This window comes from Nocardioidaceae bacterium, from assembly GCA_018672315.1.
Classification (GTDB): Bacteria; Actinomycetota; Actinomycetes; order Propionibacteriales; family Nocardioidaceae; genus TYQ2.
This window is the reverse complement of record CP076053.1, coordinates 1,896,524-1,921,164: the sequence shown is the minus strand read 5'-3', so window position 1 is coordinate 1,921,164 and position 24,641 is coordinate 1,896,524. Positions and strand designations below refer to the sequence as shown.

Sequence of the window (24,641 nt, the reverse complement as noted above, 5' to 3'; positions counted from 1 at the left end):
TGCCGTAGGCCTGGACTGACCCGGGGTCAGAACGTCAGCCCGCCCTCGCGGGCAGCGTCGGCGAGGGCCGCGATGCGGCCGTGGTACTTGTTGCCGCCGCGGTCGAAGACGACCGTGTCGACACCGGCTTCCTTGGCGCGTGCAGCGACGAGCTCGCCGACCTTGGTGGCCTGCGCGGTCTTGTCGCCCTCGGCGGCGCGTACGTCGGTCTCCATCGTGGAGGCGTACGCGAGGGTGTGGCCCCGGCCGTCGTCCACGACCTGCGCGCTGATGTGGCGCGAGGAGCGGGTGACCACCAGGCGCGGCCGCTCGGCCGTGCCGGTGATCTTCTTGCGGACGCGCACCTGACGGCGCAGCCGCGCACGCTGGCGGCTGGACGTGTGCTTGTTGTTCTTCAGCGAGATGGCCATCACTTGCCAGCCTTTCCGACCTTGCGGCGGACGTGCTCGCCCGCGTAGCGGACACCCTTGCCCTTGTACGGCTCGGGCTTGCGGAGCTTGCGGATGTTCGCGGCGGTCTCGCCGACGAGCTGCTTGTCGATGCCGACCACGCCGAGCTTCGTCGGCCCCTCGACGCTGAAGGTGATGCCCTCGGGCGCGTCGAAGATGATCGGGTGGGAGTAGCCGAGCTGGAACTCCAGCTTGGTCGGACCCTGCGACAGCACGCGGTAGCCGACGCCCTGGATCTCGAGCTTCTTCTCGAAGCCCTCGGTCACGCCGTGGACCATGTTGGCGATCAGGGTGCGGGTCAGGCCGTGCAGGGCCTTGGAGTTGCGGTGGTCGTCGGGACGCTCCACCACGACGGTGCCGTCGGCGACCTGTGCGGTGATGGGTGCGGCCACCGTGTGGCTGAGGGTGCCCTTCGGGCCCTTCACCGTGACGACAGCGTCGGAGACGGTGACGTCCACGCCGGACGGGACCGGGACGGGGTACTTGCCAATGCGCGACATGTGCGTGTTCCTTCCTCTGGTCTCGTCGTCACCAGACGTAGGCGAGGACTTCCCCACCCACGCCGTTCTTGTTCGCCTGGCGGTCGGTCTGCAGGCCCTGGCTGGTGGAGATGATCGCGATGCCCAGGCCGCCGAGGACCTTCGGCAGTCCGGTGGACTTCGCGTACACCCGCAGGCCGGGCTTGGAGATGCGGCGCACGCCGGCGAGGGCACGCTCGCGGTTCACGCCGTACTTCAGCGTGATCGTGAGCGTCTTGCCGACGGTGTCGGCCTCGTCGGTGGTCTCGAAGGAGGCGATGTAGCCCTCCCGCTTCAGGATCTCGGCGACGCCGACCTTCAGCTTGCTGTGCGGCATCGAGACCTCGTCGTGGAACGCCTGGTTGGCGTTGCGCAGACGCGTGAGCATGTCTGCGATGGGGTCTGTCATCGTCATGGCCTCATCGGCCCTTTCCCACCGTGGTTTCGCGTGCGGCTGCGCCGTCGCGACCTTCGGAGATCGTGTGTGGAGTAGGGGGGTGGGTCACCAGGAGGACTTGGTGACGCCGGGCAGCTCGCCGCGGTGGGCCATCTCGCGCAGGCAGATGCGGCACAGGCCGAACTTCCTGTACACCGAGCGGGGCCGGCCGCAGCGCTGGCAGCGCGTGTAGCCGCGGACCGCGAACTTCTGCTTGCGGGCCGCCTTGACCTTCAGGGACGTCTTCGCCATGGGGTTTCCTCGATCCTCAGCGGGTGGCGAACGGGAAGCCGAGCTGCCGGAGCAGGGCGCGGCCCTCGTCGTCGTTGGTGGCGGTCGTGACGACCGTGATGTCCATGCCGCGGGAGCGGTCGATCCGGTCCTGGTCGATCTCGTGGAACATGACCTGCTCGGTCAGACCGAAGGTGTAGTTGCCGCGACCGTCGAACTGACGGTCCGACAGGCCCCGGAAGTCACGGATGCGGGGAAGCGCCAGGCTCAGCAGCCGGTCGGCGAACTCCCACATGCGGTCGCCGCGCAGCGTGACGTGCGCGCCGATCGGCATGCCCTCACGCAGCTTGAACTGCGCGATCGACTTGCGGGCCTTGGTGACCTGCGGCTTCTGACCGGTGATCGCGGTCAGGTCGCGGACGGCGCCCTCGATCAGCTTCGAGTCGCGGGCGGCCTCGCCGACACCCATGTTCACGACGATCTTCACCAGGCCGGGGACCTGCATGACGTTCTGGATGTCGAACTCGGACTGCAGCGCGGGGATGATCTCCTCGCGGTACCGCTTCTTCAGGCGCGGGTACGGACGCTCGGTGGCGGTCTCGGTCATCAGATCTCCTTGCCCGTCTTCCGCGAGACGCGGACGCTGCGCTGGGCGGTGTACGTCGAGCCGTCGGGACGGCGCTTGGTGACCTCGTCACGGCGAGCGCTGACGCGGGTCACGCCGTCGCCCTCGACGAGCATCACGTTCGACACGTGGATCGGCGCCTCGGTGGTGACGATGCCTCCGGTCGCACCGGGCGCGGTGGCCCGGGTGTGCTTCTGGATGCGGTTCACGCCCTCGACGATCACGCGGTCGGCCTCACGGAGCACCTGGATCACACGACCCTCGGCACCCTTGTCCTTGCCGGCGATCACCTTCACGGTGTCGCCCTTCTTGATCTTGGTCGCCATGACTCAGAGCACCTCCGGTGCGAGCGAGACGATGCGCATGAACCGCTTGTCACGCAGCTCGCGGCCCACGGGGCCGAAGATGCGGGTACCGCGGGGCTCACCGTCGTTCTTGAGGATCACCGCGGCGTTCTCGTCGAAGCGGATGTACGAGCCGTCGGGGCGCCGGCGCTCCTTCACGGTGCGCACGACGACAGCCTTCACGACGTCGCCCTTCTTGACGTTGCCGCCGGGGATCGCGTCCTTGACGGTGGCGACGATGGTGTCGCCGATACCGGCGTAGCGGCGACCCGAGCCGCCGAGCACGCGGATGCACAAGATCTCCTTGGCACCCGTGTTGTCGGCGACCTTGAGCCGCGACTCCTGCTGGATCATCGATTTCTCCTGGTTGTCGTGCCGGTTCTCACCGCCTGCGGCGGCGAGCCTGGCCGAACTTCGTTGGAACTGGGGCCGGTCGAGCGGACCGGCAGGAAGGTGTTACTTGGCCTTCTCGAGCACCTCGACGACGCGCCAGCGCTTGGTGGCCGACAGCGGACGCGTCTCCATGATGAGGACCCGGTCGCCGGTGCCGCACTCGTTGCCCTCGTCGTGGGCCTTGAGGTTCGTCGTGCGCCGCAGGACCTTGCCGTAGAGCGCGTGCTTGACGCGGTCCTCGACCGAGACCACGACGGTCTTGTCCATCTTGTCGCTCACGACAAGACCCTCGCGGACCTTGCGCGCGGAGCGCTCGGTGCTGTCAGTGGTGGTCTCGCTCATGCGGCACCGTCCTCGTTCTCTGCGCTGCCTGCGCCGTCCTGGCCCGGGGTGCTGCGGATGCCGAGCTCGCGCTCACGCACCACGGTGTAGATCCGGGCGATGTCCTTCTTGACCGTCCGCAGACGGCCGTGGCTCTCGAGCTGACCGGTCGCGGCCTGGAAGCGGAGGTTGAACAGCTCCTCCTTGGCCTCGCGAAGCCGGCTCTCGAGGTCGACGTCGTTGAGCTCGTCGAGCTCGTGCGCCTTGGTTGCCATCAGAAACCCTCACTCTCACGGGTCACGAACCGGCACTTCATGGGCAGCTTGTGGATGGCGCGGCGCATCGCCTCGCGGGCGACGTCCTCGGGCACACCCGACAGCTCGAACATGACGCGGCCCGGCTTGACGTTGGCGACCCACCACTCCGGCGAGCCCTTGCCCGAACCCATGCGGGTCTCGGCGGGCTTCTTGGTGAGCGGACGGTCCGGGTAGATGTTGATCCAGACCTTTCCGCCACGCTTGATGTGACGGGTCATGGCGATACGAGCGGACTCGATCTGCCGGTTGGTCACGTAGTGACCCTCCAGCGCCTGGATGCCGTAGTCACCGAAGGCGAGCTTGGTGCCGCCCTTGGCCTGGCCGGTCCGCTTCGGGTGGTGCTGCTTGCGGTACTTGACCCTGCGGGGGATCAACATGTGCTCAGCCCTCCCCGGACGTGGTGGTGGCCGCCTCGGCCACGGGGGCCTCGGCGGGGGTGTCGGTCTGCGGTGCCCGGTCGCTGCGGCTGGGACGGTCGCCCCGGCTCGGACGCGACGGACGGTCTCCGCGCGGCGGGCGGCCGCGGCCCGGGGCGCCGGCGCGCTGGGCGGCCTGCGCCTCACGCTCGGCGCGGGTGCCCGCGACCTCGCCCTTGTAGATCCAGACCTTCACGCCGATGCGGCCGAAGGTCGTCTTGGCCTCGTAGAAGCCGTAGTCGATGTCGGCCCGGAGCGTGTGCAGCGGGACGCGTCCCTCGCGGTAGAACTCCGAGCGGGACATCTCCGCGCCGCCGAGGCGGCCCGAGCACTGGATGCGGACGCCCTTGGCGCCCGAGCGCATCGTGGTCTGCAGCGCCTTGCGCATCGCGCGGCGGAAGGCCACACGACCGGCGAGCTGCTCGGCCACGCCCTGCGCGACCAGCTGCGCGTCGACCTCGGGCTGCTTGACCTCGAGGATGTTGAGCTGCACCTGCTTGCCGGTGAGCTTCTCGAGGTTGCCGCGGATCTTGTCGGCCTCCGCGCCGCGACGACCGATGACGATGCCCGGTCGGGCGGTGTGGATGTCGACGCGGACCCGGTCACGGGTGCGCTCGATCTCGACCTTGGAGATGCCGGCCCGCTCCATGCCCTTGGAGAGGCTGCGACGGATCGCGACGTCCTCGCCCACGTAGGCGGAGTAGAGCTTGTCGGCGTACCAACGGCTGCGGTGGTCGGTGCTGATACCCAGGCGGAAGCCGTTCGGGTTGATCTTCTGGCCCATCAGGCCTTCCGTCCCTTCTCGATCGCGGACGCGGGCTGCACGACCAGCGTGATGTGGCTGGTGCGCTTGTTGATGCGGGTGGCTCGGCCCTGGGCCCGCGGGCGCCAGCGCTTCATCGTCGGGCCCTCGTCGACCATGGCCTTGGAGACCACCAGGTCGCCGCGCTCGAGGCCCTCGCCGGTCTCGGCGTTGGCCACGGCGCTCTCCAGGACCTTGTAGACGGTCTCGCTGGCGGCCTGCGGCGCGAACTGCAGGAGGGCCAGTGCCTCGTCGACGCCCAGGCCGCGGACCAGGTCCACGACGCGGCGGGCCTTCATCGGCGCGATGCGGGTGAATCGGGCGCTCGCGAAGGCACCCGGGGCGTCGCCCAGGAGGCTCTCGCGGCGGGCGCTCGTGCGCCGGCGCTCAGTCACACTCATGTCTCAGTACCTATCCGTTGTCTTCGCAGCGAGGTCGCCGGGCTCAGCGCCGGCGGCCCTTGCGGTCGTCCTTGATGTGGCCCTTGAACGTGCGCGTGGGTGCGAACTCGCCCAGCTTGTGGCCGACCATCGAGTCGGTGATGAACACCGGCACGTGCTTGCGGCCGTCGTGGACGGCGATGGTGTGGCCGATCATGTCGGGCACGATCATCGAGCGCCGCGACCACGTCTTGATGACGTTGTGGCTGTTCTTCTCGTTCTCGGCGTCCACCTTCTTCTGCAGGTGGTCGTCGATGAAGGGGCCCTTCTTGAGGCTGCGTGGCATGGGTCAGTTCCCTTCTCAGCGCTTCTTGCCGGAGCGGCGGCGACGGACGATCATGGCGTCGGAGGCCTTGCGCTTGCGCGTACGGCCTTCCGGCTTGCCCCACGGGCTGACCGGGTGGCGACCACCGGAGGTCTTGCCCTCACCGCCACCGTGCGGGTGGTCGACGGGGTTCATCACGACACCGCGGACGGTCGGGCGCTTGCCCTTCCACCGCATGCGGCCGGCCTTGCCCCAGTTGATGTTGGACTGCTCGGCGTTGCCCACCTCGCCGACGGTGGCGCGGCAGCGCACGTCGACGTAGCGCATCTCGCCCGAGGGCATCCGCAGCTGCGCGCGGTTGCCCTCACGGGCGACGAGCTGGGCACGGATGCCGGCGGAGCGGGCGATCTTGGCACCGCCGCCGGGCCGCAGCTCCACGCAGTGCACCTGGGTGCCGACAGGGATGTTGCGCAGCGGCAGGTTGTTACCGGGCTTGATGTCGGCGTTCGGTCCGGACTCCAGCCGTGTGCCCTGCGCGACACCGACCGGCGCGATGATGTAGCGCTTCTCGCCGTCGGCGTAGTGCAGCAGCGCGATGCGCGCCGTGCGGTTGGGGTCGTACTCGATGTGCGCGACGCTGGCCGGCACGCCGTCCTTGTCGTAGCGCTTGAAGTCGATGACGCGGTAGGCGCGCTTGTGCCCCCCACCCTGGTGACGGGTGGTGATGCGGCCCTGGTTGTTGCGACCGCCCTTCTTCGGCAGCGGCTTGACCAGGGACTTCTCGGGGAAGTCGCGGGTGACCTCGACGAAGTCGGCCACCGAGGAGCCGCGACGGCCCGGGGTGGTCGGCTTGTACTTGCGAATTGCCATGTGTTCTCAGTCCTCGCTCTGCCCGGTCAGCCGACCGCGCCGAAGATGTCGATGCGCTCACCGTCGGCGAGCGACACGATCGCGCGCTTGGTGTCGGGACGCTTGCCCAGACCGTTGCGCGTACGACGGGTCTTGCCGGGACGATTCAGCGTGTTGACCGCCGTGACCTTGACGCCGAAGACCTTCTCGACGGCGATCTTGATCTCGGTCTTGTTGGCGTCCTTGCGCACGAGGAACGTGTACTTGTTCTCGTCGAGGAGGCCGTAGCTCTTCTCGCTCACCACGGGTGCGAGCAGCACGTCACGGTGGTCCTTGTGCAGGGTGCTCATCAGGCGTCTCCCTCGGTGGTCTTGCCGGCACCGGAGCGGGCGGCGACGAACGCGTCGAACGCGCCCTGGGTGAAGATGACGTCGTCGGCGACCAGCACGTCGTAGGTGTTGAGCTGGTCGACGGCCACGACGTGCACGCTCGGCACGTTGCGCAGCGACAGCCAGCTGAGCTGGTCGGTGCGCTCGAGCACGACGAGCTGCTTGGCACGGGTGCTGAGCGAGGTCAGCGCGGAGATCGCGGACTTCGTCGACGGCTTGTCGCCCTCGACGAACGCCTCCACGACGTGGATGCGGTTGTTGCGCGCCCGGTCGGTGAGGGCCCCGCGCAGGGCGGCGGCCTTCATCTTCTTGGGGGTGCGCTGGTCGTACGAGCGGGGCGTCGGGCCGTGGACGGTGCCACCGCCGACGAACTGCGGCGCGCGGATCGAACCCTGACGGGCGCGACCGGTGCCCTTCTGCTTGTACGGCTTGCGACCACCGCCGCGGACCTCGCCGCGGGTCTTGGTGTCGTGCGTGCCCTGGCGGGCGGCGGCCTGCTGGGCCACGACGACCTGGTGGATCAGCGGGATCGACACCTTCGCGTCGAAGATCTCCGCGGGGAGGTCGACCTGCACGGTCTTGGCGCTCACTTGGCGGCCTCCTTCTCGAGCTGCTTCGCGGCCGAGCGCACCAGCACGAGCGCGCCCTTGGGGCCCGGGACGGCACCACCGAGCAGCAGGAGCCCGCGCTCGGCGTCGACACCGACGACGGTGACGTTCTGCGTGGTGACCTTCTCGCCACCCATGCGACCGGCCATCCGCATGCCCTTGAACACGCGACCCGGCGTCGCGCAGGCACCGATGGAGCCCGGCTTGCGGTGGTTGCGGTGGGCACCGTGCGAGGCGCCGACGCCGGAGAAGCCGTGGCGCTTCATGACACCGGCGTAGCCCTTGCCCTTGCTGGTGGAGGTCACGTCGACCACGTCGCCGGTGGCGAAGGTGTCGACCGGGACCTCCTGGCCGATCTCGAAGGAGCCGGCGTCCGCCGTACGCACCTCGACGAGGTGACGACGGGGGGTGACCCCGGCCTTCTCGAAGTGACCGGCCTGGGGCTTGGCGACCTTGCGGCCCTCGATCTCGCCGAAGCCGAGCTGGACGGCGTTGTAGCCGTCGACCTCGGCCTTGCGGACCTGGGTGACCACATTGGTGCCGGCCTCGACGACCGTCACGGGGACGATGCGGTTGTCCGCGTCCCACATCTGGGTCATGCCGATCTTGCGACCGACGATGCCCTTCACGTTTCTCTCAACAGTGCTCATGGCTACCGACCTCAGAGCTTGATCTCGATGTCGACACCGGCAGGCAGGTCGAGACGCATCAACGAGTCGACCGTCTTGGGGGTCGGGTCGAGGATGTCGATCAGACGCTTGTGCGTCCGCATCTCGAAGTGCTCGCGGCTGTCCTTGTACTTGTGCGGCGAGCGGATCACGCAGTACACGTTCTTCTCGGTCGGCAGCGGCACCGGGCCGGCGACCTTCGCACCCGTACGGGTGACGGTGTCCACGATCTTCCGCGCCGAGGTGTCGATCACCTCGTGGTCATAGGCCTTGAGCCTGATGCGGATCTTCTGTCCCGCCATAGGTCTCGTCTGTCCTTTGCTCGTCGTGCCGCGTGCTCACGGTGTTGTCACGGGTCCTGCGCTACCTCGAACTGCTGAGGCACGCTCTGCTCCCGCCGACCCCCGAGGTCGGGCGTGTCGTGGCCTTCGAGCCAGCGACGTGCCGGATCCTGCGGGTGGTGGCTGCCCCGACATGACGTTCTCGTCGGGTCGAACGAGGCCTCCTGCGACGGCGCGGACACAGCACTGACCACCATCGAGCTGGAGAAGCCTGTTCAGTAGTCAAGTCGTGCCGCACCCCGGCGACCTCGCCGGAGCAACCGGACTATCTTGGCAGACATCGCTCACCTCGCCAAATCGAGGCCGCGGAGGGCAGGACCGCAGTCAGGGCGGGTGGCCGCACCGGCCGACAGCGAGCGTCGGCGCCTCCTGAGAGGATGCCGGTATGAGCAGCTTCCCGCCACCCGGTGACGCGGCCCCTCCCCCGGGGGACAGCGACCCGGGGCCCACCTCGCAGCAGTCGTGGGGCGCCCCCACGGGCGATGCGCCGACGTCTCCGCGACCGGCAGGTGCGGCGACAGGATGGACGGCGCCGCCCACGACCCGGGCGACGGTGCCGCTGCGGCCCCTGGGGCTCGGTGACATGTTCGACGGGGCCTTCCGCACCATCCGGCAGAACCCCGGCGCCACCCTCGGCGTCGCGTTCCTGGTGAACCTGGTCTTCCTCGCCATCCCGGCCGTGGGTCTGGCCCTGCTCTCGCTCTCCGGACAGCTGGGCCCGCTCGTCCCCGACGTCGCCTCGCTGGAGGCAGGCACCGCGGAACCCTTCGGCACCGCGCCCGTGGTGAGCGGTCTGCTCACCTTCCTGGCCTCGACCCTCGCCGGGGTCGTCGTCACGGGCCTGGTCGTGCAGGTCGTCGCCCGCGCCGCGATCGGTGAGAAGCTGCGTGCCGGGGAGGCGTGGCGGCGTACGCGACCGCGGTTGTGGCGCCTGCTCGGCCTCACGATCGTCTCGGGTCTCCTCCCCCTGGTGGCGACGGCTGTCGTGGTCGGCGTCGCCGTCGCCGTCACCGCGGCCGCCGGCACCGTGGTGGGGGCGCTGACCGGGGTCGTGCTCGGGGTCGGTGCGTTCGTCGCCGTCGTGTGGTTCTGGACGCGCTTCTTCCTGCTCGCCCCCTGCGTCCTGGTGCTGGAGGGCTCCGGCGTGGTCGCGTCGGCGCGCCGCAGCCGCACCCTGAGTCGTGGCAGCTTCTGGCGTCTGCTCGGCATCTACCTGCTGATCAGCGTGACGGCGTACCTCGTGGCCTCCATCGTCTCGATCCCGCTGAGCCTGATCGGTGTGGCCAGCCTGTTCCTCCTCGGCGACGACACGTGGGGCACCGTGCTCGTGCTGGTCTCCGACAACCTCTCCGCGGTGGTCTCCGGCGCGTTGGCCACGCCCTTCGTCGGTGCCGTGGTCGCCCTGCAGTACATCGACGTGCGGATCCGTCGCGAAGGACTCGACGTACGTCTGCGGCAGCAGGCCGCCCGGCGAGCCCAGGGCGGCCAGGGCGGCGAGGGCGGCCAGGGCGGCCAGGACAGCCCGCGCTGATGCTCGCCGCGACCGTGACGGCGCCGGGGGCGCTGCTGCCCGACCCCGGGCCGGCGCGGGACCTGTTGCGCCGGGAGCTCAGCGGCAGCGAGTACCGTCCCACGCTCCTGGAGCAGGCCCGTGACTTCGTCTTCGGCCTGATCGAGGACGCGCAGCAGGCGGTCGCCGAGGCCGGCGCGTTCAACCTCCTGACGCTCACGGTGGCGGCCGTCGCCCTGGCCGTCGTGCTGCTGTGGCTGCTCTCGCGACTGCGCCCGGAGACACGGGCCCGTGCCGTCCCCGCCGTCCTCGGCGACTCCACGGCGACGGCAGCCGAGCACCGTGACCGGGCGCGGGCGGCGTACGACCAGGGGCGCTTCGACGACGCCGTGCGCGAGGCGCTGCGGGGCCTGGCCCGCGACCTCGAGCAGCGACCCGGCTCGAGCGACGTGCGACCCGGGTCGACCGCCCGCGAGGTCGGGGCGCAGGCGACGCGCTGGTTCCCCGACCGCGCCGGCGACATCGACGCAGCCGTCCGGTCCTTCGAGGACGTCGTCTACGGCGACCGGCGTGCGACGCCCGAGGAGGCCGAGCGGGCCCTGCGCACCGGCGAGACGCTGGCCGAGCAGCAGCCGCGCCCGGGCGAGGGCGCGTCGGTGGCGGCGGTGCCGCAGTGAGCCCGGGGACCGCGGCGGCTTCGGCGACGGCGGGGGCCGCAGACCGCGCAGGACGTCCGCGCCCGGGCACCCGAGCCCGCCTGGTCGGGCTGGTCGCGGCCGTACTCGCGGTGCTGGTGATCGTCTCGCTCCTCACTGCCGACCGAGCCGACCGCGACGGCTACCTCGACCCCGACAACCCCGGGGACCAGGGCGCCCAGGCCCTCGCGCGCGTGCTGGCCGACGAGGGTGTCGTGGTGGAGGTCGTCCGTGATGCCGCGGCGCTCGAGGCGGCCGACCTGAGCGGCGCCCAGGTGGTCGTGACCGACCCCTCACGGCTGGGCAGGAGCACGCTCGCCGGTCTGCGCCGCAGCGTCGCCGACGCACCGGCCTCGCGGCTGCTCCTGATCGGTCTGAACCCGCAGCTGCCGCTGCTCTCCGGCGCCCCCGACACGGTCACCGGGAGGGTCTCCGCACAGTGCGAGGACCCGGCGTACGCGGGGCTCACCCTCGCCACCGCCACGACCGCCCCCGTGGTCGCGACCGCCGCCGTGCCGGCCGGTGCGGACGCGTGCTTCGAGACCTTCTCGGGGCCGCTGCTGGTGTCCGACGCCGCGTCGACCCGCTTCAGCGCGGGGTCGGCCCTCCGCAACGACGAGGTGCTGCGCGCCGACAACGCCGCCGTCGCGCTCCGTCTGCTCGGGGCGGAGGACCGGCTCGTGTGGTACGTGCCGGACCCGGCCGACACCCGGCCGACCGACGGGGTGTCCCTGCGTACGCTGCTGCCGCCCTGGACCGGCGGGATGGTGCTGCTCGGGGTCCTCGCCTTCCTGGCGTTCCTGCTGTGGCGGGGGCGGCGTCTGGGGCCGTTGGTCGAGGAGCCCGTGCCCGTGCGCGTGCGATCGGCCGAGAGCACGATGGCGCGGGGCCGCCTCTACGCCGCGGCACGCGACCGCGGTCACGCCGCGGAGGCGCTGCGGGCGGGGAGCCGTGCGCGGCTCGCGTCCCGCACCGGGCTCGGACCGCGGGCCGACCTGGACGCCCTGATCGGGCGGCTCGGTGAGCACGGGCAGGATGAGGGCCGGGCCCGGGCCCTGCTCGAGCACGCCCCCGTGAACGACGACCGTCAGCTGGTGCAGCTGGCGACAGACCTGACCCGACTCGAGGACGAGGTGGCACGCACGTGACCGAGAGCCAGCACGACGACCGGCCCCAGGACGCTCGACGGGACACCCCGCAGGACGCCCCGCTGGGTGGGGCGGTGAGCGAGACCGAGGCCCGGGAGGCGCTGCACGCCGTACGCCGCGAGGTGGGCAAGGCGGTCGTCGGTCAGGACGCCGCCGTCTCCGGCCTCCTCGTCGCCCTGCTGTGCCGGGGGCACGTGCTGCTCGAGGGGGTGCCCGGCGTCGCCAAGACGCTGCTGGTGCGCACCCTCGCCGCGGCGCTGGACGTCGGCACACGGCGCGTACAGTTCACCACCGACCTCATGCCGGGCGACATCACCGGTTCGCTCGTGCTCGAGGACGGTCACCTCGTCTTCCGCGAGGGCCCGGTCTTCACCCAGCTGCTGCTGGCCGACGAGATCAACCGCACCCCGCCGAAGACCCAGTCGGCGCTGCTGGAGGCGATGGAGGAGGGGCAGGTCTCCGTCGACGGGCAGACGCGGCCCCTGCCCAGCCCCTTCCTGGTGGCCGCCACGCAGAACCCGGTGGAGTACGAGGGCACGTACCCGCTGCCCGAGGCGCAGCTCGACCGCTTCCTGCTCAAGCTGCAGCTGGGCCTGCCCGCCCGCGACGACGAGGTGTCGATCCTGCAGCGTCACGCCCGCGGCTTCGACCCGCGTGACCTCGCCGGGGCCGGGGTGCGGTCGGTCGCGCGGCCCGAGCACATCGCCGCGGCCGTCGCGGGAGCGGCACGGGTGCGCGTCTCGGACGAGGTGGCCGGCTACGTCGTCGACCTCGCCCGCGCCACGCGGCAGTCGCCGTCGCTGCGTCTGGGGATCAGTCCGCGCGGCACCACGGCCCTGCTGCGGTCCGCGCGGGCGTGGGCCTGGCTCAGCGAGCGCGACTACGTCACACCCGACGACGTGAAGGTGCTCGCTCCCCCGACCTGGGCGCACCGCCTCGGCCTGCGTCCCGAGGCAGAGGCCGAGGGCGTCGAGGCACGGCAGGTGCTCGCCGGGGCCATCGACTCCGTGCCCGTCCCCCGGTGAACCCCGTCGGTCGCGCGGTGATCCGGAGGCCTGCATGGCACTGACCGGTCGCGTCGCGGTGCTGCTGCTGCTCGGAGCGGTGCCGGTGCTGCTGCGTCCGGAGCTCTCGACCGCGTGGCTCTGGGCGCTCGTCGTCGTGGCCGCGGTCGGCCTCGACCTCGCGCTCGCACCCTCCACTCGCCTCCTCGAGCTCGGGCGGTCCGCGCCCACCCGGGTCAGGCAGCACGAGGAGTCCCAGACGCAGCTGCACCTACGCCACACCGGTCGGCGCCGGGCACGCGTGCTGCTGCGGGACGCGTGGCAGCCGTCGGCCGGCACGATCGGCGAACGGCACCGCGTCGTGCTGGCCGCGCAGGAGTCCGCCACGCTCGTGACGCGCCTGGTGCCCACCCGGCGAGGGGTGCGGCGAGCCGACCGGGTGACGATCCGTACGCACGGCCCCCTCGGGCTCGCCGCGCGGCAGCGCGCCCGCGAGGTCGCCGGCTCGGTGCGTGTCGTGCCGCCGTTCTGGTCCCGCCGACTGCTGCCCAGCCGACTCGCGCGCCTCCGCGAGCTCGACGGACGCACCGCGGTGCAGGTGCGCGGAGCGGGCACGGAGTTCGACTCGCTGCGCGAGTACGTGCGCGGCGACGACACGCGCTCGATCGACTGGCGGGCCTCGGCGCGCAGCCGCACCACCGTCGTCCGCACCTGGCAGCCCGAGCGTGACCGCCGGGTCGTCCTCGTGCTCGACACCGCTCGCACGTCGGCGGGCCGTGTCGCCGGCGTCCCACGTCTCGACGCCGCCATGGAGGCCGCGCTGCTCCTCACCGCGCTGGCCTCACGCGCCGGTGACCGCGTCGACCTCGTCGCCGGCGACACCGAGGTGCGGCGCCGGGTGCGGGGCGCCACCGGGTCCCGCCGCACCGTCGTCCGCGAGGTGGAGGACGCGCTCGCCGACCTCGAGCCCCGCCTGGTCGAGGCCGACTGGGACCGGCTGGCCGCCGGTGTGAGCACGCTGGGACGCGACCGGGCGCTCGTGGTGCTCCTGACACCGCTGGAGCCCGAGGCCGTGCTCAGCGGCCTGCTCCCCCGCCTGCCGCAGCTGACCGCGCGCCACCAGGTGGTGCTCGCGTCGGTCCGCGACCCCGAGCTCGAGGAGGTCGCCCGGCGGCGCGAGGACGCCCAGGCGGTGTACGCCGCGGCCGCCGCCGAGCGTGATCTGGCGCGGCGCCGCGAGGTGGCGAGGTTGCTGGGGTCGCTCGGGGTGGAGGTGCTCGACGTCGATGCCGATGCGCTGCCCGCGGCCCTGGTGGACCACTACCTGGCGTTGAAGGCCGCCGGGCGGCTCTGACCGACGGCCCGCCGCTGCCCCCGGTCGCCCGACTCAGGCGGCGACGGCGACGGTGTCCTCGAGCCGGTCGGCCTCGATGTCGCCGCCGTGCCCCGCCCGGTGGGCGCGCCTGCCGATGACGAACACCCAGGCCAGGAACGCCACCTGGACACCGACCCCGATCGCGATGCGCGCCCAGGTGGGCAGGCCCGAGGGCGTCACGAAGCCCTCCACGAGGCCGCTGACGCCGAGCACGAGGACCAGGCCCAGGGCCACGCCAGCGGCCGTCCGGCCCTCGACGGCCACGGCCCGCCCACGGGGCAGGGGGCCCGGCGCGACCAGCGCCCAGAACACCCGCAGTCCCACGCCGGCGGCGACGAACACGGCCGTCAGCTCGAGCAGACCGTGCGGGAGGATGAGCCCGAAGAACACGTCACCGCGGTCGTTGCCGATCATCAGCGACGCGACGATCGCGAGGTTGCTCATGTTCTGCCAGAGCACGTAGACCACCGGCAGACCGAGGATGCCCGCCCCGAGGCACAGCGCTGCGACCCACACGTTGTTCGTCCACACCTGGGCGGCGAACTCGCTGGGAGCCGACTCGGAGTAGTAGTTCGCGAAGTCGCTGTTGACCAGCTGGTTCACCTGTGCGGGGTCGAAGAAGCTCGTCTCGACGACGGGGTTGGACAGCAGCCACCAGACCATGAGTGCGGTGAGGGCGTAGGACAGACCCATCGCCGTCAGCCACCACCACCGCAGCCGGTACAGGGCCGCGGGGAACCGCCGCCAGAAGAACGAGGCGACATCGGCCGTACGCACCGAGGACGTGCCGACCGCGCGGAGACGCGCGCGGGACAGGATGCCCGAGAGGTAGGAGACCAGCGTGGCGTCCGGCGTACGCGACCGAATGAGCGACAGGTCGGTGCCCACCCGGCGGGTGAGGTCGATCAGCTCGTCGGCCTCCGCGCCGCTCGGGCGACGGCGGGCGGTGAGCTGCTCGAGCCGCTGCCAGTCGGGCTGGCGTGCGGAGACGTACGCGTCGAGGTCCACGCCCCCAACCTACGGCGGGAGGTCAGACCGTGAGGCCGAGAGGGCACCCGATCAGGCGCAACTGTGTGCCCTCTCGTCAGTCGAGGAGGCCCTCGGACTGCAGGAAGTCCTCGGAGACGGCCTCGGGGGTCTCACGGTCGACGGAGACACGGTTGTTGAGCTCGGCGAGCTTGTCGGTCGTGAGCGCGGCCATGAGGGGGTTCAGGATCTCCTCGATGGCCGGGTTGGCCTCCAGGAACTCCGTGGACACGATCGGCACGAGGTTCTGCGCGGGCTGGATGCCCTGGTCGTCCTCGAGCAGCACGAAGCCCTGCGCGTCCAGCGAGCCGTCCGTGGTCGCGGTCTGCCCGAGCTCGGCCTCACCGGAGGACACGGCCTCGTAGGTCTGCTGGCTCGCGAAGCCCAGCGGCAGCACCTGGTCGATCTCGATGCCGTACGTGTCGGACAGGCCGCCCTCGCAGTCGGCGCGGCCCTCGCAGTCGGGCGCCGCGGCGAGCGTGATGGGCCCGTCGACGTCGGCCAGGTCGGACAGGGTCCGCAGGTCGTTCTGGTTCGCGTACTCCTCGGTCACGAAGTACGCGTTCGTGTCGGCGGCGTCGCTGGGGTCGAGCACGCTCAGGCCCGCCTGCTGGGCGAGCGGACCCAGCTCGGCGATCATCGCCTGGGTCTCGGAGTCGGTGATCGGCTCGGCGTCGTCGCCGTTCTCCCGGGCGTTCAGGAAGTTGGCGATGCCGCCCGAGTACTCCGGCACGACGTCGATGCGTCCCGGGAAGTCGGCCATGTAGACGTCACGGCTCTGCACGAGGTTCGCCTCGACGGTGAACCCGGCGTCCTCGAGCAGGTCGGTGTACATCGCCGCGACGAGCGCGGCCTCGTCGAAGGCCTGACCCGAGAGGTTCACGGTCACGCCCTCACCGGGCTGGGAGGAGTCCTCCGAGCCGCCGCCAGAACCGCCGGACCCGCCCGAGCCGGAGCCGAGGTCGTCAGCGGCGCACCCACCCAGGGTGAGGACGGCGGCCGCGGCGAGGGCGGCCAGGGACGAAGGGCGGAGCAGCGTGAGCGCCATGACAGGGATCCTCGCAGTCGTGCGTCGGGCAGTCCCCGACGTCAGGTCGTGGGGGTCCAGGTGCCCCACGGCGTCCAACCCAATCATCACCGGCGACCGATCTCGCGCAGGTGCGGCGTACGTCTCAGGCGCTGCGCATCCCGGACGGCGTCGCGAGGCGCTGCCCCCGGGCCGCCAGCAGCTCCAGCGCCAGGGCCACCAGCGCGACGACCAGCGCGCCCGCGAGCCCCTTGCCGTACTGGGTGTTGAAGAAGCCGTCGGTGATCACCCGGCCGAGACCGGGGCCGGCGACGAGCGCCGCGATCGTGGCCGTGGCCCAGACCTGCACCAGCGCCAGCCGGAGACCGGAGACGATCAGGGGCAGCGCCTGGGGCAGCTCGACCCGCCGGAAGATCTCCCTCTCGCCCATGCCCATGCCGCGGGCCGCGTCGCGCACCGGCTCGGGCACCTCGGAGACCGCGACGTACGCGTTGGTCACGATCGGCGGCAGCGCGAAGAGCGTGAGAGCCACGAGGGTGGCGAGCCCCGCCCGACCGTACGGACCGAAGGTCGCGTTGCCGATCGGCCCGAGCGCCAGCAGCACGAGCACGGCGAAGGTCGGGACGGCGCGGCCGATGTTGGAGATGTTGACCGCGAGGAACCCGAACTGTCGTCGATGACCGAGCCACAGGGCGATCGGCAGCGCCGTGACGCAGGCGATGCCCATCGCGGTGACGGTCAGCAGGAGCTGCTCGACGAGCAGCTGCAGCATGCCGCCCTGCCCGGTCCAGGAGGTGGGGTCGGTCAGGTAGGCCCACATGTCGGAGAAGACGAGCATCAGGCCACCACCGACCGGCTCCACGGCGCCGCGAGACGTCCGAGCACGAGGATCAGGGCGTCCAGCACGAAGGCGATGACCAGGCACAGCACGCTCGCGGCCAGCACCTGGGCCTTGAAGTCGGTCTGCACGCCGTTGTAGAGCAGGTTGCCCAGACCACCGTAGGAGACCAGCGCTCCCACCGTCGTCAGCGCGACGGTGGAGACCGTCGCCACCCGCAGCCCCGCGATCATCGTCGGCAGGGCCAGCGGCACCCGTACGCGCCACAGCCGCGCCACGGGCCCGAGGCCCATGCCCGTCGCCGCGTCCAGGGCGCCCTGGTCGACGCTCCCGAGCCCGTCGATCATCGCGCGCACCAGGATCGTGAGGCTGTAGAGCGCCAGCCCGACCACCACGGTCGTGGCGGTGAGACCGGTGAAGGGCACCAGCAGCGGGAACAGCGCCAGCGACGGCACCGTGTACAGCGCCGTCGAGAGACCGAGCACCCCGGACTGCGTACGCCGCGACCGCTGTGCCAGCAGCGCCATCGGGAAGGCGACCAGCAGACCCAGCACCACCGCCGACCCGGTGATCAGGAGGTGCTCGACCGTCGCGTCGACGAGCTCGCCGCTGCGGTCGGTGAGGTAGGCGGGGCAGATCCAGTCGTTGACGGTGCGGGCGTAGCAGGACGGATCGGCGGCAACCGGCGGCAGCACCGCTGTCGACGGGGACACACGGGCACCTTAGCCGCGTTCGCGCATCACCCGCGGAAACGGACACCGTCGCGGTTGCAGAATCCTGTGCTCTCGGCTCCGCCGCCGGGCTCGCACGCGCCGTCGACGAGCACGCGGTCGCCGATCGGAGCCTCGAGTCGTACGTCGGCCGGCACCAGGGCGTTGCCTTGGCAGGTCACCGGCAGGCGGGCGGACGGGGCGACCGCGAACGTCACCACCACCCGATCGTCGGTCTCGACCACCGTGGGCGCGAAGACCTCGCCCGTCACGCCACTGTTGCAGTCGAGCCGCGTGACCTCGGCGGTGAAGGCGTCCATGTCGGTATCGATCATCGTGCCGCGGGCGACCCGCCAGGTCGCGACGGCACCGGTAGCCGATGGCTCGCTGGGTGTGCTGCCCGGTGCGGTCGGCGTGGGGTCGATGCTCGCGGATCCGCCGCTCGGCCCTCCTCCCGTGTCCCCTTCTGAATCCGGCTCCGGCACGTCACCGGAACAGCCGAGCGGGATGAACAGCAGGGGTGCGGCCAGGGCGGCGAGCAGAATGCGCGCGTACGGCGGGGTCGAGGTCCTCATGCTGCTCGGACGTGTGACGGTCACCATCGGTTCCGTCCGTCCCGGTCTCTACAGTCGTGCCATGGCGATCAAGGTGGCGCTCGAGCACCGCACGACGTACACCTTCGACCGGCGCGTGCAGCTGCACCCGCACACCGTGCGACTACGACCGGCGCCCCACACGCGCACGGCGATCGAGGCGTACACGCTCGACGTCAGCCCGGGCGAGCACTTCCTGAACTGGCAGCAGGACCCGTACGGCAACCACCTCGCTCGTCTGGTGTTCCCGGAGAGGACCGACCACCTCGAGGTGACCGTCGGCCTGGTCGCGGACCTGCAGGTCGTGAACCCGTTCGACTTCTTCGTCGAGGAGTACGCCGAGCACCACCCGTTCACCTACCCGGGGCAGCTGGCCGGCGACCTGGAGCCGTACCTGCGACCGGTCGCCGAACCGGGCGCCGCGGCGTCCTCGTCGTCGGGACCGGGACCGCTGGCGACGGCCTTCACGGCCGGCATCGAGGGACTGGAGGGGCAGGCGATCGTCGACTTCCTGGTCCGGGTGAACCAGGCGGTGCACGAGGCGGTGGCGTACACGATCCGGCTCGAGCCGGGTGTGCAGAGCCCGGACGAGACGCTGGAGAAGGGCATCGGGTCCTGCCGCGACTCCGCATGGCTCCTGGTCTCGGTGCTGCGGCAGCTCGGCGTCGCCGCGCGCTTCGTCTCCGGCTACCTGGTGCAGCTGACCAGCGACCAGGCGAGCCTCGACGGTCCCGACGGGCCGGCGGCCGACTTCACCGACCTGCACGCCTGGACCGAGGCGTTCGTGCCCGGTGCCGGCTGGATCGGGTTGGACCCGACGAGCTCGCTGTTCGCCGGCGAGGGGCACATCCCGCTCTCGGCGACGCCGCACCCGTCCTCGGCGGCCCCGATCAGCGGAGCGCTCGAGCCGTGCGAGGTCAGCCTGGACTTCGCCAACGTCGTCACCCGGTTCCACGAGGACCCGCGGGTGACCCTGCCGTACACCGACGAGCAGTGGGCCAGGGTGCGCGAGGTCGGTGCGCACGTCGACGACCGGCTCGCCGCGGCCGACGTGCCGCTGACGATGGGGGGCGAGCCGACCTTCGTCTCCATCGACGACATGACCTCCGCGCAGTGGAACACCACGGCCGACGGGGAGGAGAAGCGCGAGCTGGCGGGCCGGCTGGCCGAGCGGCTCCGCGTGGCGTTCGGTCGCGGCGCGCTGGTGCAGCGCGGGCAGGGCAAGTGGTATCCCGGGGAGCCGTTGCCGCGCTGGCAGATCGGCCTGCTGTGGCGTACGGACGGCATCGCGCTGTGGCGCGACCCGTCCCGGCTGGCCGACCCGTGGGGCGAGGAGCCCGACGAGGACGCACCCGCGGTGGCCGAGCGTCTGGCGCGTCGTCTCACCGAGGCGCTGGGGTTGCCGCCCGAGCAGCTGCACCCGGCGTACGAGGACCCCTTGGAGCGGGTGGCAGCCGCGCTGCGGCTGCCGGACGGTGAGGCGCCCGACGGCGAGCCGCGGGCCGACGACGTGGCGGCGATGGACGAGGGCGAGGACCCGGTGGCCTGGGTGCTCCCCCTGCACCCCCTCGAGGTCGCAGCTGAGGACGAGGGAGCGCCGGCGTCTGCAGGGCCGAGCACGGAGCCGGACGAGGCGCCAGCCGAGGCGGGCTCCGCGCGCAGGACCGAAGACGTCGGTCCGAGCGACCGAGCTCCGAAGCCATCAGCACAGCGGATTAATTGGGGGTCGCCCACCTGGCGCTTCCGCCGCGGCCGCCTCGTGCTGTTGCCCGGCACCTCCCCCGCGGGCCTCCGCCTACCCCTCTCGGCCGTCGCCTGGGAGCCCCCGGAGCCCACTCCGGAGCCGTCGTGGTTCCACACCCCCGCACCGTTGGAGGGCGCCCCGGTCGCGGCGGTGCCGGTCCCCGTCGAGGACGCACCCCTGTACGCCGTGGCCGTCGAGCCCCGGGAGGGGTTCGTCCACGTGTTCCTGCCGCCGACGGACCGGCTGGAGGACTTCACCGGACTGGTGGAGATGCTGGACCGACTCGTGACCGAGATCGACGCCCGCGTGGTGGTCGAGGGGTACGGACCGCCGCCGGACCCGCGGGTCACGAACCTCATGGTCACCCCCGACCCGGGCGTGATCGAGGTGAACCTGCAGCCGACGTCCTCGTGGGAGGAGCTGGTCGCGGTGACGGAGACGCTCTACGAGGAGGCGCGGCAGTGCCGCCTCGGCACGGAGAAGTTCGACCTCGACGGCCTGCACACCGGCACCGGGGGCGGCAACCACCTGACCCTCGGGGGCGCCACCCCGGAGGTGAGCCCGATGCTCACGCGTCCCGACCTGCTGGTCAGCCTGCTGACGTGGTGGCAGCACCACCCGTCGCTGTCGTACCTGTTCTCCGGACGGTTCGTGGGTCCGACCTCGCAGGCGCCCCGGGTCGACGAGGGTCGTCCCGAGCAGCTCTACGAGCTGGAGATCAGCTTCGCCGAGATCGAGGACCAGGTCCGCGAGGACGGCACCTGCCCGCCGTGGATCGTCGACCGGGCACTGCGCCACCTGCTGACCGACCTGACCGGCAACACGCACCGCGCCGAGTTCTGCATCGACAAGCTCTACTCCCCCGACTCCTCCCGGGGCCGCCTCGGGCTGCTGGAGCTGCGCGGCTTCGAGATGCCCCCGCACCCGCGGATGGGGCTGGCGCAGGCGCTGCTGGTCCGTGCCCTGGTGGCACGGTTCGCCGAGGAGCCGTACACCGCGCCGCTGGTGCGCTGGGGCACCGAGCTCCACGAACGGTTCCTGCTGCCGTGGGGGGCGGAGAGCGACCTCGCTGCGGTGCTGCGAGACCTGCGGGCTCACGGGTTCGAGCTCGACGACGCCTGGTACGCGCCGTTCCTGGAGTTCCGGTTCCCGCGCATCGGCACCACGCAGCTCGGCGGTCTCGGCGGACCGGTACTGGAGCTGCGTCAGGCCGTCGAGCCGTGGATGGTGCTCGGGGAGGAGTCCGCGGTCGGCGGCACGAGCCGCTTCGTGGACTCCAGCGTCGAGCGGATCCAGGTGACCGTCGACGGTGCGCTGGAGGGACGTCACGTCGTCACCTGCAACGGCGTGCCCGTGCCGCTGGTGCCCTCGGGACGTACGGGCCAGCTGGTCGCGGGGGTGCGCTACCGCGCCTGGCAGCCGCCCTCGGCGCTGCACCCCACGATCGAGGTGCAGGCCCCGCTGACCTTCGAGGTGGTCGACCTCGCGCAGCGGCGCAGCCTCGGCGGGTGCCGGTACCACGTGACACACCCCGGCGGACGCTCGTACGACACTCCGCCGGTCAACGCCGCCGAGGCCGAGTCGCGGCGCGCGGCGCGCTTCGAGCACCTCGGCCACACACCCGGCGAGATCGACGTCGCCGCCCTGACCGAGCTGGCCCGGACGACGCGTGCTCCGGAGTACCCCTTCACGCTGGACCTGCGACGGCGTACGCCTCGACGCTGGGGCGGCTGAGGTGCTCGAGGAGGCCTACCGTCACGCGCTGACCCGCGCCGAGGCGGCGGGGCGGGGTGACCGTGCGCTGGGGCAGGAGCAGGGGCAGGCGTACGACGAGCTCGACCGGGCCTCCGGCAACGCCGCCGAGACCTGGGCACGTGTGGGGATGGCGACGTGGTCCGGTGAGGACCTGCGCCGCTTCCGCGACACCGCCGCGCGCCTGCTGGAGGACGACGGCGTCTTCCACGCCCCGCTCTCCCCGCTGTCCCTGTCGAGCCCCCTCGGCTCCGGTGGAGTCATCCCGAACGCGCCGACCTCGGCGGTCCGGCTCACCCCCTGGCGGCTGGACCCCGTCCCCCTGGTCGTGGAGACCGACGAGTGGGCCTGGCTCGAGCGCGGCCTGCAGCAGCGGGCGAAGCTGCTCGAGCTCGTCCTCGACGACCTGTACGGCGCGCGTCGCACCCTGACCTCCGGCCTCGTCCCGCCCGAGCTGCTGTGGCGCTGGTCGGGGCGGCTGCGTCCGGTCTGGGGGGCCCAGCCGGCAGGTCGACCACGGCTGGTGCTCACCGGGCACGACGTCGGCCGCGGGGCCGAGGGCACCTGGCAGGTCATCGCCGACCGTACGCAGAGCCCACGGGGCCTGGGCTTCGCCGCCGAGAACCGCAGGGTCACCGCACGGGTGCTGCCCGAGGCGTTCCGCGGCACGGAGGTGCGTCGGCTCTCCGGCTTCTTCGACCGCATCCGCGCGGCGCTGTCCGACCTGGCACCGGCCGGCACCGAGGACCCCCGTGTCGTCGTGCTCACCCCCGGGGCCGCGGGCGACAACAGCTTCGACCAGGCGCACCTGGCCAACCTGCTCGGTCTCCCGCTGGTCACCGGCGACGACCTGAAGGTCGACCGCGGCCGCCTGTGGAGCCGCGACGTCGCCGGCGACACCGAGGTCGACGTCGTGGTGCGCCGCATCGAGGAGGAGTGGTGCGACCCGTTGGAGCTGCGGCCGGACTCCCGCCTCGGAGTGCCCGGTCTGCTGTCGGCCTGCCGGCGCGGCAGCGTGGTGATGGCCAACGCGCTGGGTTCGGGGCTGGCGGAGTCCCCTGCGGTCACCGCCCTGCTCGGCGACCTGGCCGAGGCGCTCCTCGACGAGCCCCTGCAGCTGACCTCCGCGCCGGCGTGGTGGTGCGGGGAGCCGCGCAACCTCTCGCACGTACGCGCCCACCTCTCCTCGATGGTGCTGCGCCCGGTCGACCCCTCCCACGGAGAGGTCGTCGTCGGGTCCTCCCTGACCCGGGGCGGGCGAGAGGAGTGGGACGCCCGGCTGGCCGACGAGCCCGGCGCCTGGGTCGGCCAGGAGCAGCTGCCGCTGTCCACGGCTCCGACCGCCGCGCGCCTCGCCCTGGAACCGCGTCGGGTCACGATGCGGCTCTTCGCCGTCGCGCGCGAGGGGTCGTACGCCGTCATGCCCGGCGGGCTCGGCCGGGTCGTGCCCGACGTCCTGGACCCCACGACGCGACGCCGCGACCGCGTCGCCGTCAGCAAGGACATCTGGGTGCCCGCCGCCGCCGGCACCCCCGCCCCCGTGGTGCCGCCCCGGCCGGAGCGCGCGCTGCTGCGAGCGGTCAACCTGCCGGTGGTGCCACGGGCGCTGGAGCACCTCTACTGGTTCGGCCGGTACGCCGAGCGCGCGGAGTCCCACGCCCGCCTGGTGCTGGCGATCTCGGCGCTGGTCGACGAGAACTCCTACGGCGGCTCCGCCAGCGGTCAGACCGCCATCGAGGACCTCCTGCTCGCCCTCGAGCAGCTCTTCGACGAGGTCCCCTGGACGGGGCCGGCCGCCGAGCCCGAGCACACCCGGCCGGTGCTGCCGTTCTCCCCGGGGCGTACGGACGCCCGCCTGCGCGACCTGATGGTCGACCACGGCCGGGACGGGTCGCTGACCGCGACGTTGGACGACCTGCTGCAGTGCGCCGGCGCGGTGCGCGACCAGCTCTCCGGCGACGTCTTCGCCGTGCTCGGCGACGTCGAGCGAGCCTGCACCGAGCTCGAGGAGATCGGCACGCCGCGCCTCGCCGAGCCCGCCGACCCGGGCGACCCGGGCGACCCGGGCGACCCGGGCGCCAGGGGCGGGCCGTCCGCGCGTGGGTCGCGTCGCGCCCTCGGCGTCCAGGTGCGCGAGACCGCCTCGGCGACCCTCGTCGGCACGCTGGCGCTGACCGGCATCACCGCGGAGAACATGATCCGCGACACCGGCTGGCAGTTGCTCGACGCGGGACGGGCGCTGGAACGGTCCATCACGACGCTGCGCCTGGTGCGGCGCGCGTTCGGCGAGCCCTCGGCGCCCGAGGTGGAGCCGGCCCTCGTGCGCGCAGTGCTGCTCACCTCCGAGTCCGTCGTGACGCACCGACGGCGCTACCCGGGCCGGGGCGACCTGGCCTCACTGGTCGAGCTGCTGCTGCTGGACGTCGGCAACCCCCGGTCCGTCGCCTTCCAGCTGCGTCGCCTGCGGGCCGCGATCGAGGCCCTGCCGCGCACCACCACGACCACGCGCATGATCAACGAGGTCACCGACGCCGTGGGGGTGCTGGGGGCCCGCGGACCCGAGACCCTCGCCGCGGTGACGGTCTCCGAGCCGGACGAGGACGGTGTCGTCTCGGCGCCCGCACGCGTCGACCTGCTGGCCGTCGGCGAGATCGTCGGCGACTGCCTCGAGCGGCTCGCCGCGGACCTCGCCGGGGCGTACTTCCGCCATGCCGGCCCGCCGCGCCGCCTGGGGTCGGGGCTGTCGCCGCAGGCACCGTGGGAGGCCGGGCGGCTGGGGCGTACGCCGTGAGCGGGACCAGGCCCGG

The 24,641-nt window shown here is 72.1% G+C and carries 30 protein-coding genes; 7 read left to right on the top strand and 23 right to left on the bottom strand.

The window, feature by feature from the left end; translation table 11 throughout:
- Positions 1–26: 26 nt before the first annotated feature.
- The 18 genes from rplR to rpsJ form a co-directional block, all read right to left on the bottom strand.
- A complete protein-coding gene (gene rplR, locus KLP28_09185) occupies positions 27–410 on the bottom strand; it encodes a 50S ribosomal protein L18 (protein ID QWC83811.1) in 384 nt (127 codons plus the stop codon).
- Complete coding sequence (rplF, locus tag KLP28_09180) at positions 410–949, bottom strand: 50S ribosomal protein L6 (protein QWC83810.1); 540 nt, start codon at positions 947–949, stop codon at positions 410–412. Before rplF ends, rplR begins: the two co-directional genes overlap by 1 nt.
- 28 nt (positions 950–977) lie before the next feature.
- Positions 978–1,382 (bottom strand): 30S ribosomal protein S8, encoded by a 405-nt coding sequence (rpsH, locus tag KLP28_09175; GenBank protein QWC83809.1) that lies wholly within the window; start codon positions 1,380–1,382, stop codon positions 978–980.
- A gap of 87 nt (positions 1,383–1,469) precedes the next feature.
- Positions 1,470–1,655, bottom strand: a complete 186-nt coding sequence (locus KLP28_09170; GenBank protein ID QWC83808.1) for a type Z 30S ribosomal protein S14 — start codon at positions 1,653–1,655, stop codon at positions 1,470–1,472.
- A 16-nt stretch (positions 1,656–1,671) separates the two neighbouring features.
- The gene (gene rplE, locus KLP28_09165) at positions 1,672–2,241 is read right to left on the bottom strand and encodes a 50S ribosomal protein L5 (protein ID QWC83807.1); all 570 of its coding nucleotides are present in this window, start codon (positions 2,239–2,241) and stop codon (positions 1,672–1,674) included.
- Positions 2,241–2,585 carry a 50S ribosomal protein L24 gene (gene rplX / locus KLP28_09160; GenBank protein QWC83806.1) on the bottom strand — a complete coding sequence of 115 codons (345 nt, stop codon included), beginning with the start codon at positions 2,583–2,585 and terminating at the stop codon, positions 2,241–2,243. Before rplX ends, rplE begins: the two co-directional genes overlap by 1 nt.
- Before the next feature lie 3 nt (positions 2,586–2,588).
- Positions 2,589–2,957 (bottom strand): 50S ribosomal protein L14, encoded by a 369-nt coding sequence (gene rplN / locus KLP28_09155; GenBank protein QWC83805.1) that lies wholly within the window; start codon positions 2,955–2,957, stop codon positions 2,589–2,591.
- 102 nt (positions 2,958–3,059) lie between these two features.
- A complete protein-coding gene (rpsQ, locus tag KLP28_09150; protein ID QWC83804.1) occupies positions 3,060–3,338 on the bottom strand; it encodes a 30S ribosomal protein S17 in 279 nt (92 codons plus the stop codon).
- Positions 3,335–3,592 carry a 50S ribosomal protein L29 gene (gene rpmC / locus KLP28_09145; protein QWC83803.1) on the bottom strand — a complete coding sequence of 86 codons (258 nt, stop codon included), beginning with the start codon at positions 3,590–3,592 and terminating at the stop codon, positions 3,335–3,337. Before rpmC ends, rpsQ begins: the two co-directional genes overlap by 4 nt.
- The gene (gene rplP / locus KLP28_09140; protein ID QWC83802.1) at positions 3,592–4,011 is read right to left on the bottom strand and encodes a 50S ribosomal protein L16; all 420 of its coding nucleotides are present in this window, start codon (positions 4,009–4,011) and stop codon (positions 3,592–3,594) included. Before rplP ends, rpmC begins: the two co-directional genes overlap by 1 nt.
- A gap of 4 nt (positions 4,012–4,015) precedes the next feature.
- On the bottom strand, positions 4,016–4,834 hold the full coding sequence (gene rpsC, locus KLP28_09135) for a 30S ribosomal protein S3 (protein QWC83801.1): 819 nt from the start codon (positions 4,832–4,834) through the stop codon (positions 4,016–4,018).
- Positions 4,834–5,253, bottom strand: coding sequence for a 50S ribosomal protein L22 (gene rplV, locus KLP28_09130; protein ID QWC83800.1), 420 nt, complete (start codon positions 5,251–5,253; stop codon positions 4,834–4,836). Before rplV ends, rpsC begins: the two co-directional genes overlap by 1 nt.
- Before the next feature lie 43 nt (positions 5,254–5,296).
- Complete coding sequence (gene rpsS, locus KLP28_09125; GenBank protein ID QWC83799.1) at positions 5,297–5,578, bottom strand: 30S ribosomal protein S19; 282 nt, start codon at positions 5,576–5,578, stop codon at positions 5,297–5,299.
- A gap of 15 nt (positions 5,579–5,593) precedes the next feature.
- A complete protein-coding gene (gene rplB / locus KLP28_09120; GenBank protein QWC83798.1) occupies positions 5,594–6,427 on the bottom strand; it encodes a 50S ribosomal protein L2 in 834 nt (277 codons plus the stop codon).
- 26 nt (positions 6,428–6,453) lie between these two features.
- On the bottom strand, positions 6,454–6,756 hold the full coding sequence (gene rplW / locus KLP28_09115) for a 50S ribosomal protein L23 (GenBank protein QWC83797.1): 303 nt from the start codon (positions 6,754–6,756) through the stop codon (positions 6,454–6,456).
- Positions 6,756–7,385, bottom strand: a complete 630-nt coding sequence (gene rplD, locus KLP28_09110; protein ID QWC83796.1) for a 50S ribosomal protein L4 — start codon at positions 7,383–7,385, stop codon at positions 6,756–6,758. The genes rplW and rplD overlap by 1 nt, the downstream gene beginning before the upstream one ends.
- Positions 7,382–8,053: a 50S ribosomal protein L3 gene (gene rplC, locus KLP28_09105; protein ID QWC83795.1), complete on the bottom strand. Its 672-nt coding sequence runs from the start codon at positions 8,051–8,053 to the stop codon at positions 7,382–7,384. The genes rplD and rplC overlap by 4 nt, the downstream gene beginning before the upstream one ends.
- A gap of 11 nt (positions 8,054–8,064) precedes the next feature.
- The gene (gene rpsJ / locus KLP28_09100) at positions 8,065–8,373 is read right to left on the bottom strand and encodes a 30S ribosomal protein S10 (GenBank protein QWC83794.1); all 309 of its coding nucleotides are present in this window, start codon (positions 8,371–8,373) and stop codon (positions 8,065–8,067) included.
- 424 nt (positions 8,374–8,797) lie between these two features.
- On the opposite strand from rpsJ, the gene KLP28_09095 reads away from it, so the two are divergent.
- The 5 genes from KLP28_09095 to KLP28_09075 all read left to right on the top strand — a co-directional run bounded on the left by KLP28_09095 (position 8,798) and on the right by KLP28_09075 (position 14,123).
- Positions 8,798–9,943, top strand: a complete 1,146-nt coding sequence (locus KLP28_09095) for a hypothetical protein (protein QWC83793.1) — start codon at positions 8,798–8,800, stop codon at positions 9,941–9,943.
- A complete protein-coding gene (locus KLP28_09090; protein QWC83792.1) occupies positions 9,943–10,599 on the top strand; it encodes a DUF4129 domain-containing protein in 657 nt (218 codons plus the stop codon). Before KLP28_09095 ends, KLP28_09090 begins: the two co-directional genes overlap by 1 nt.
- Positions 10,596–11,765, top strand: coding sequence for a hypothetical protein (locus KLP28_09085; protein QWC83791.1), 1,170 nt, complete (start codon positions 10,596–10,598; stop codon positions 11,763–11,765). Before KLP28_09090 ends, KLP28_09085 begins: the two co-directional genes overlap by 4 nt.
- A 62-nt stretch (positions 11,766–11,827) precedes the next feature.
- Positions 11,828–12,790 (top strand): MoxR family ATPase, encoded by a 963-nt coding sequence (locus KLP28_09080; GenBank protein QWC86901.1) that lies wholly within the window; start codon positions 11,828–11,830, stop codon positions 12,788–12,790.
- 34 nt (positions 12,791–12,824) lie between these two features.
- Positions 12,825–14,123 (top strand): DUF58 domain-containing protein, encoded by a 1,299-nt coding sequence (locus KLP28_09075; GenBank protein QWC83790.1) that lies wholly within the window; start codon positions 12,825–12,827, stop codon positions 14,121–14,123.
- A gap of 33 nt (positions 14,124–14,156) precedes the next feature.
- Here KLP28_09075 and KLP28_09070 read toward each other — a convergent pair whose 3' ends face one another.
- The 5 genes from KLP28_09070 to KLP28_09050 all read right to left on the bottom strand — a co-directional run bounded on the left by KLP28_09070 (position 14,157) and on the right by KLP28_09050 (position 18,320).
- On the bottom strand, positions 14,157–15,152 hold the full coding sequence (locus KLP28_09070) for a stage II sporulation protein M (GenBank protein ID QWC83789.1): 996 nt from the start codon (positions 15,150–15,152) through the stop codon (positions 14,157–14,159).
- Positions 15,153–15,228: 76 nt separating this feature from the next.
- Entirely contained in the window at positions 15,229–16,218 is a 990-nt protein-coding gene (locus KLP28_09065) for an ABC transporter substrate-binding protein (protein ID QWC83788.1), read from the bottom strand.
- A 124-nt stretch (positions 16,219–16,342) separates the two neighbouring features.
- Positions 16,343–17,035: an ABC transporter permease subunit gene (locus tag KLP28_09060; GenBank protein QWC86900.1), complete on the bottom strand. Its 693-nt coding sequence runs from the start codon at positions 17,033–17,035 to the stop codon at positions 16,343–16,345.
- Positions 17,035–17,730, bottom strand: a complete 696-nt coding sequence (locus KLP28_09055) for an ABC transporter permease (protein QWC86899.1) — start codon at positions 17,728–17,730, stop codon at positions 17,035–17,037. The genes KLP28_09060 and KLP28_09055 overlap by 1 nt, the downstream gene beginning before the upstream one ends.
- A gap of 44 nt (positions 17,731–17,774) precedes the next feature.
- Positions 17,775–18,320, bottom strand: a complete 546-nt coding sequence (locus KLP28_09050; GenBank protein ID QWC83787.1) for a hypothetical protein — start codon at positions 18,318–18,320, stop codon at positions 17,775–17,777.
- A 61-nt stretch (positions 18,321–18,381) separates the two neighbouring features.
- Here KLP28_09050 and KLP28_09045 point away from each other — a divergent pair, with 61 nt between their 5' ends.
- Together KLP28_09045 and KLP28_09040 are read left to right on the top strand one after the other, a co-directional pair.
- Positions 18,382–21,816 carry a transglutaminase family protein gene (locus KLP28_09045; GenBank protein QWC83786.1) on the top strand — a complete coding sequence of 1,145 codons (3,435 nt, stop codon included), beginning with the start codon at positions 18,382–18,384 and terminating at the stop codon, positions 21,814–21,816.
- Entirely contained in the window at positions 21,752–24,625 is a 2,874-nt protein-coding gene (locus KLP28_09040) for a circularly permuted type 2 ATP-grasp protein (protein ID QWC83785.1), read from the top strand. The genes KLP28_09045 and KLP28_09040 overlap by 65 nt, the downstream gene beginning before the upstream one ends.
- The last annotated feature ends 16 nt before the right edge of the window (positions 24,626–24,641 follow it).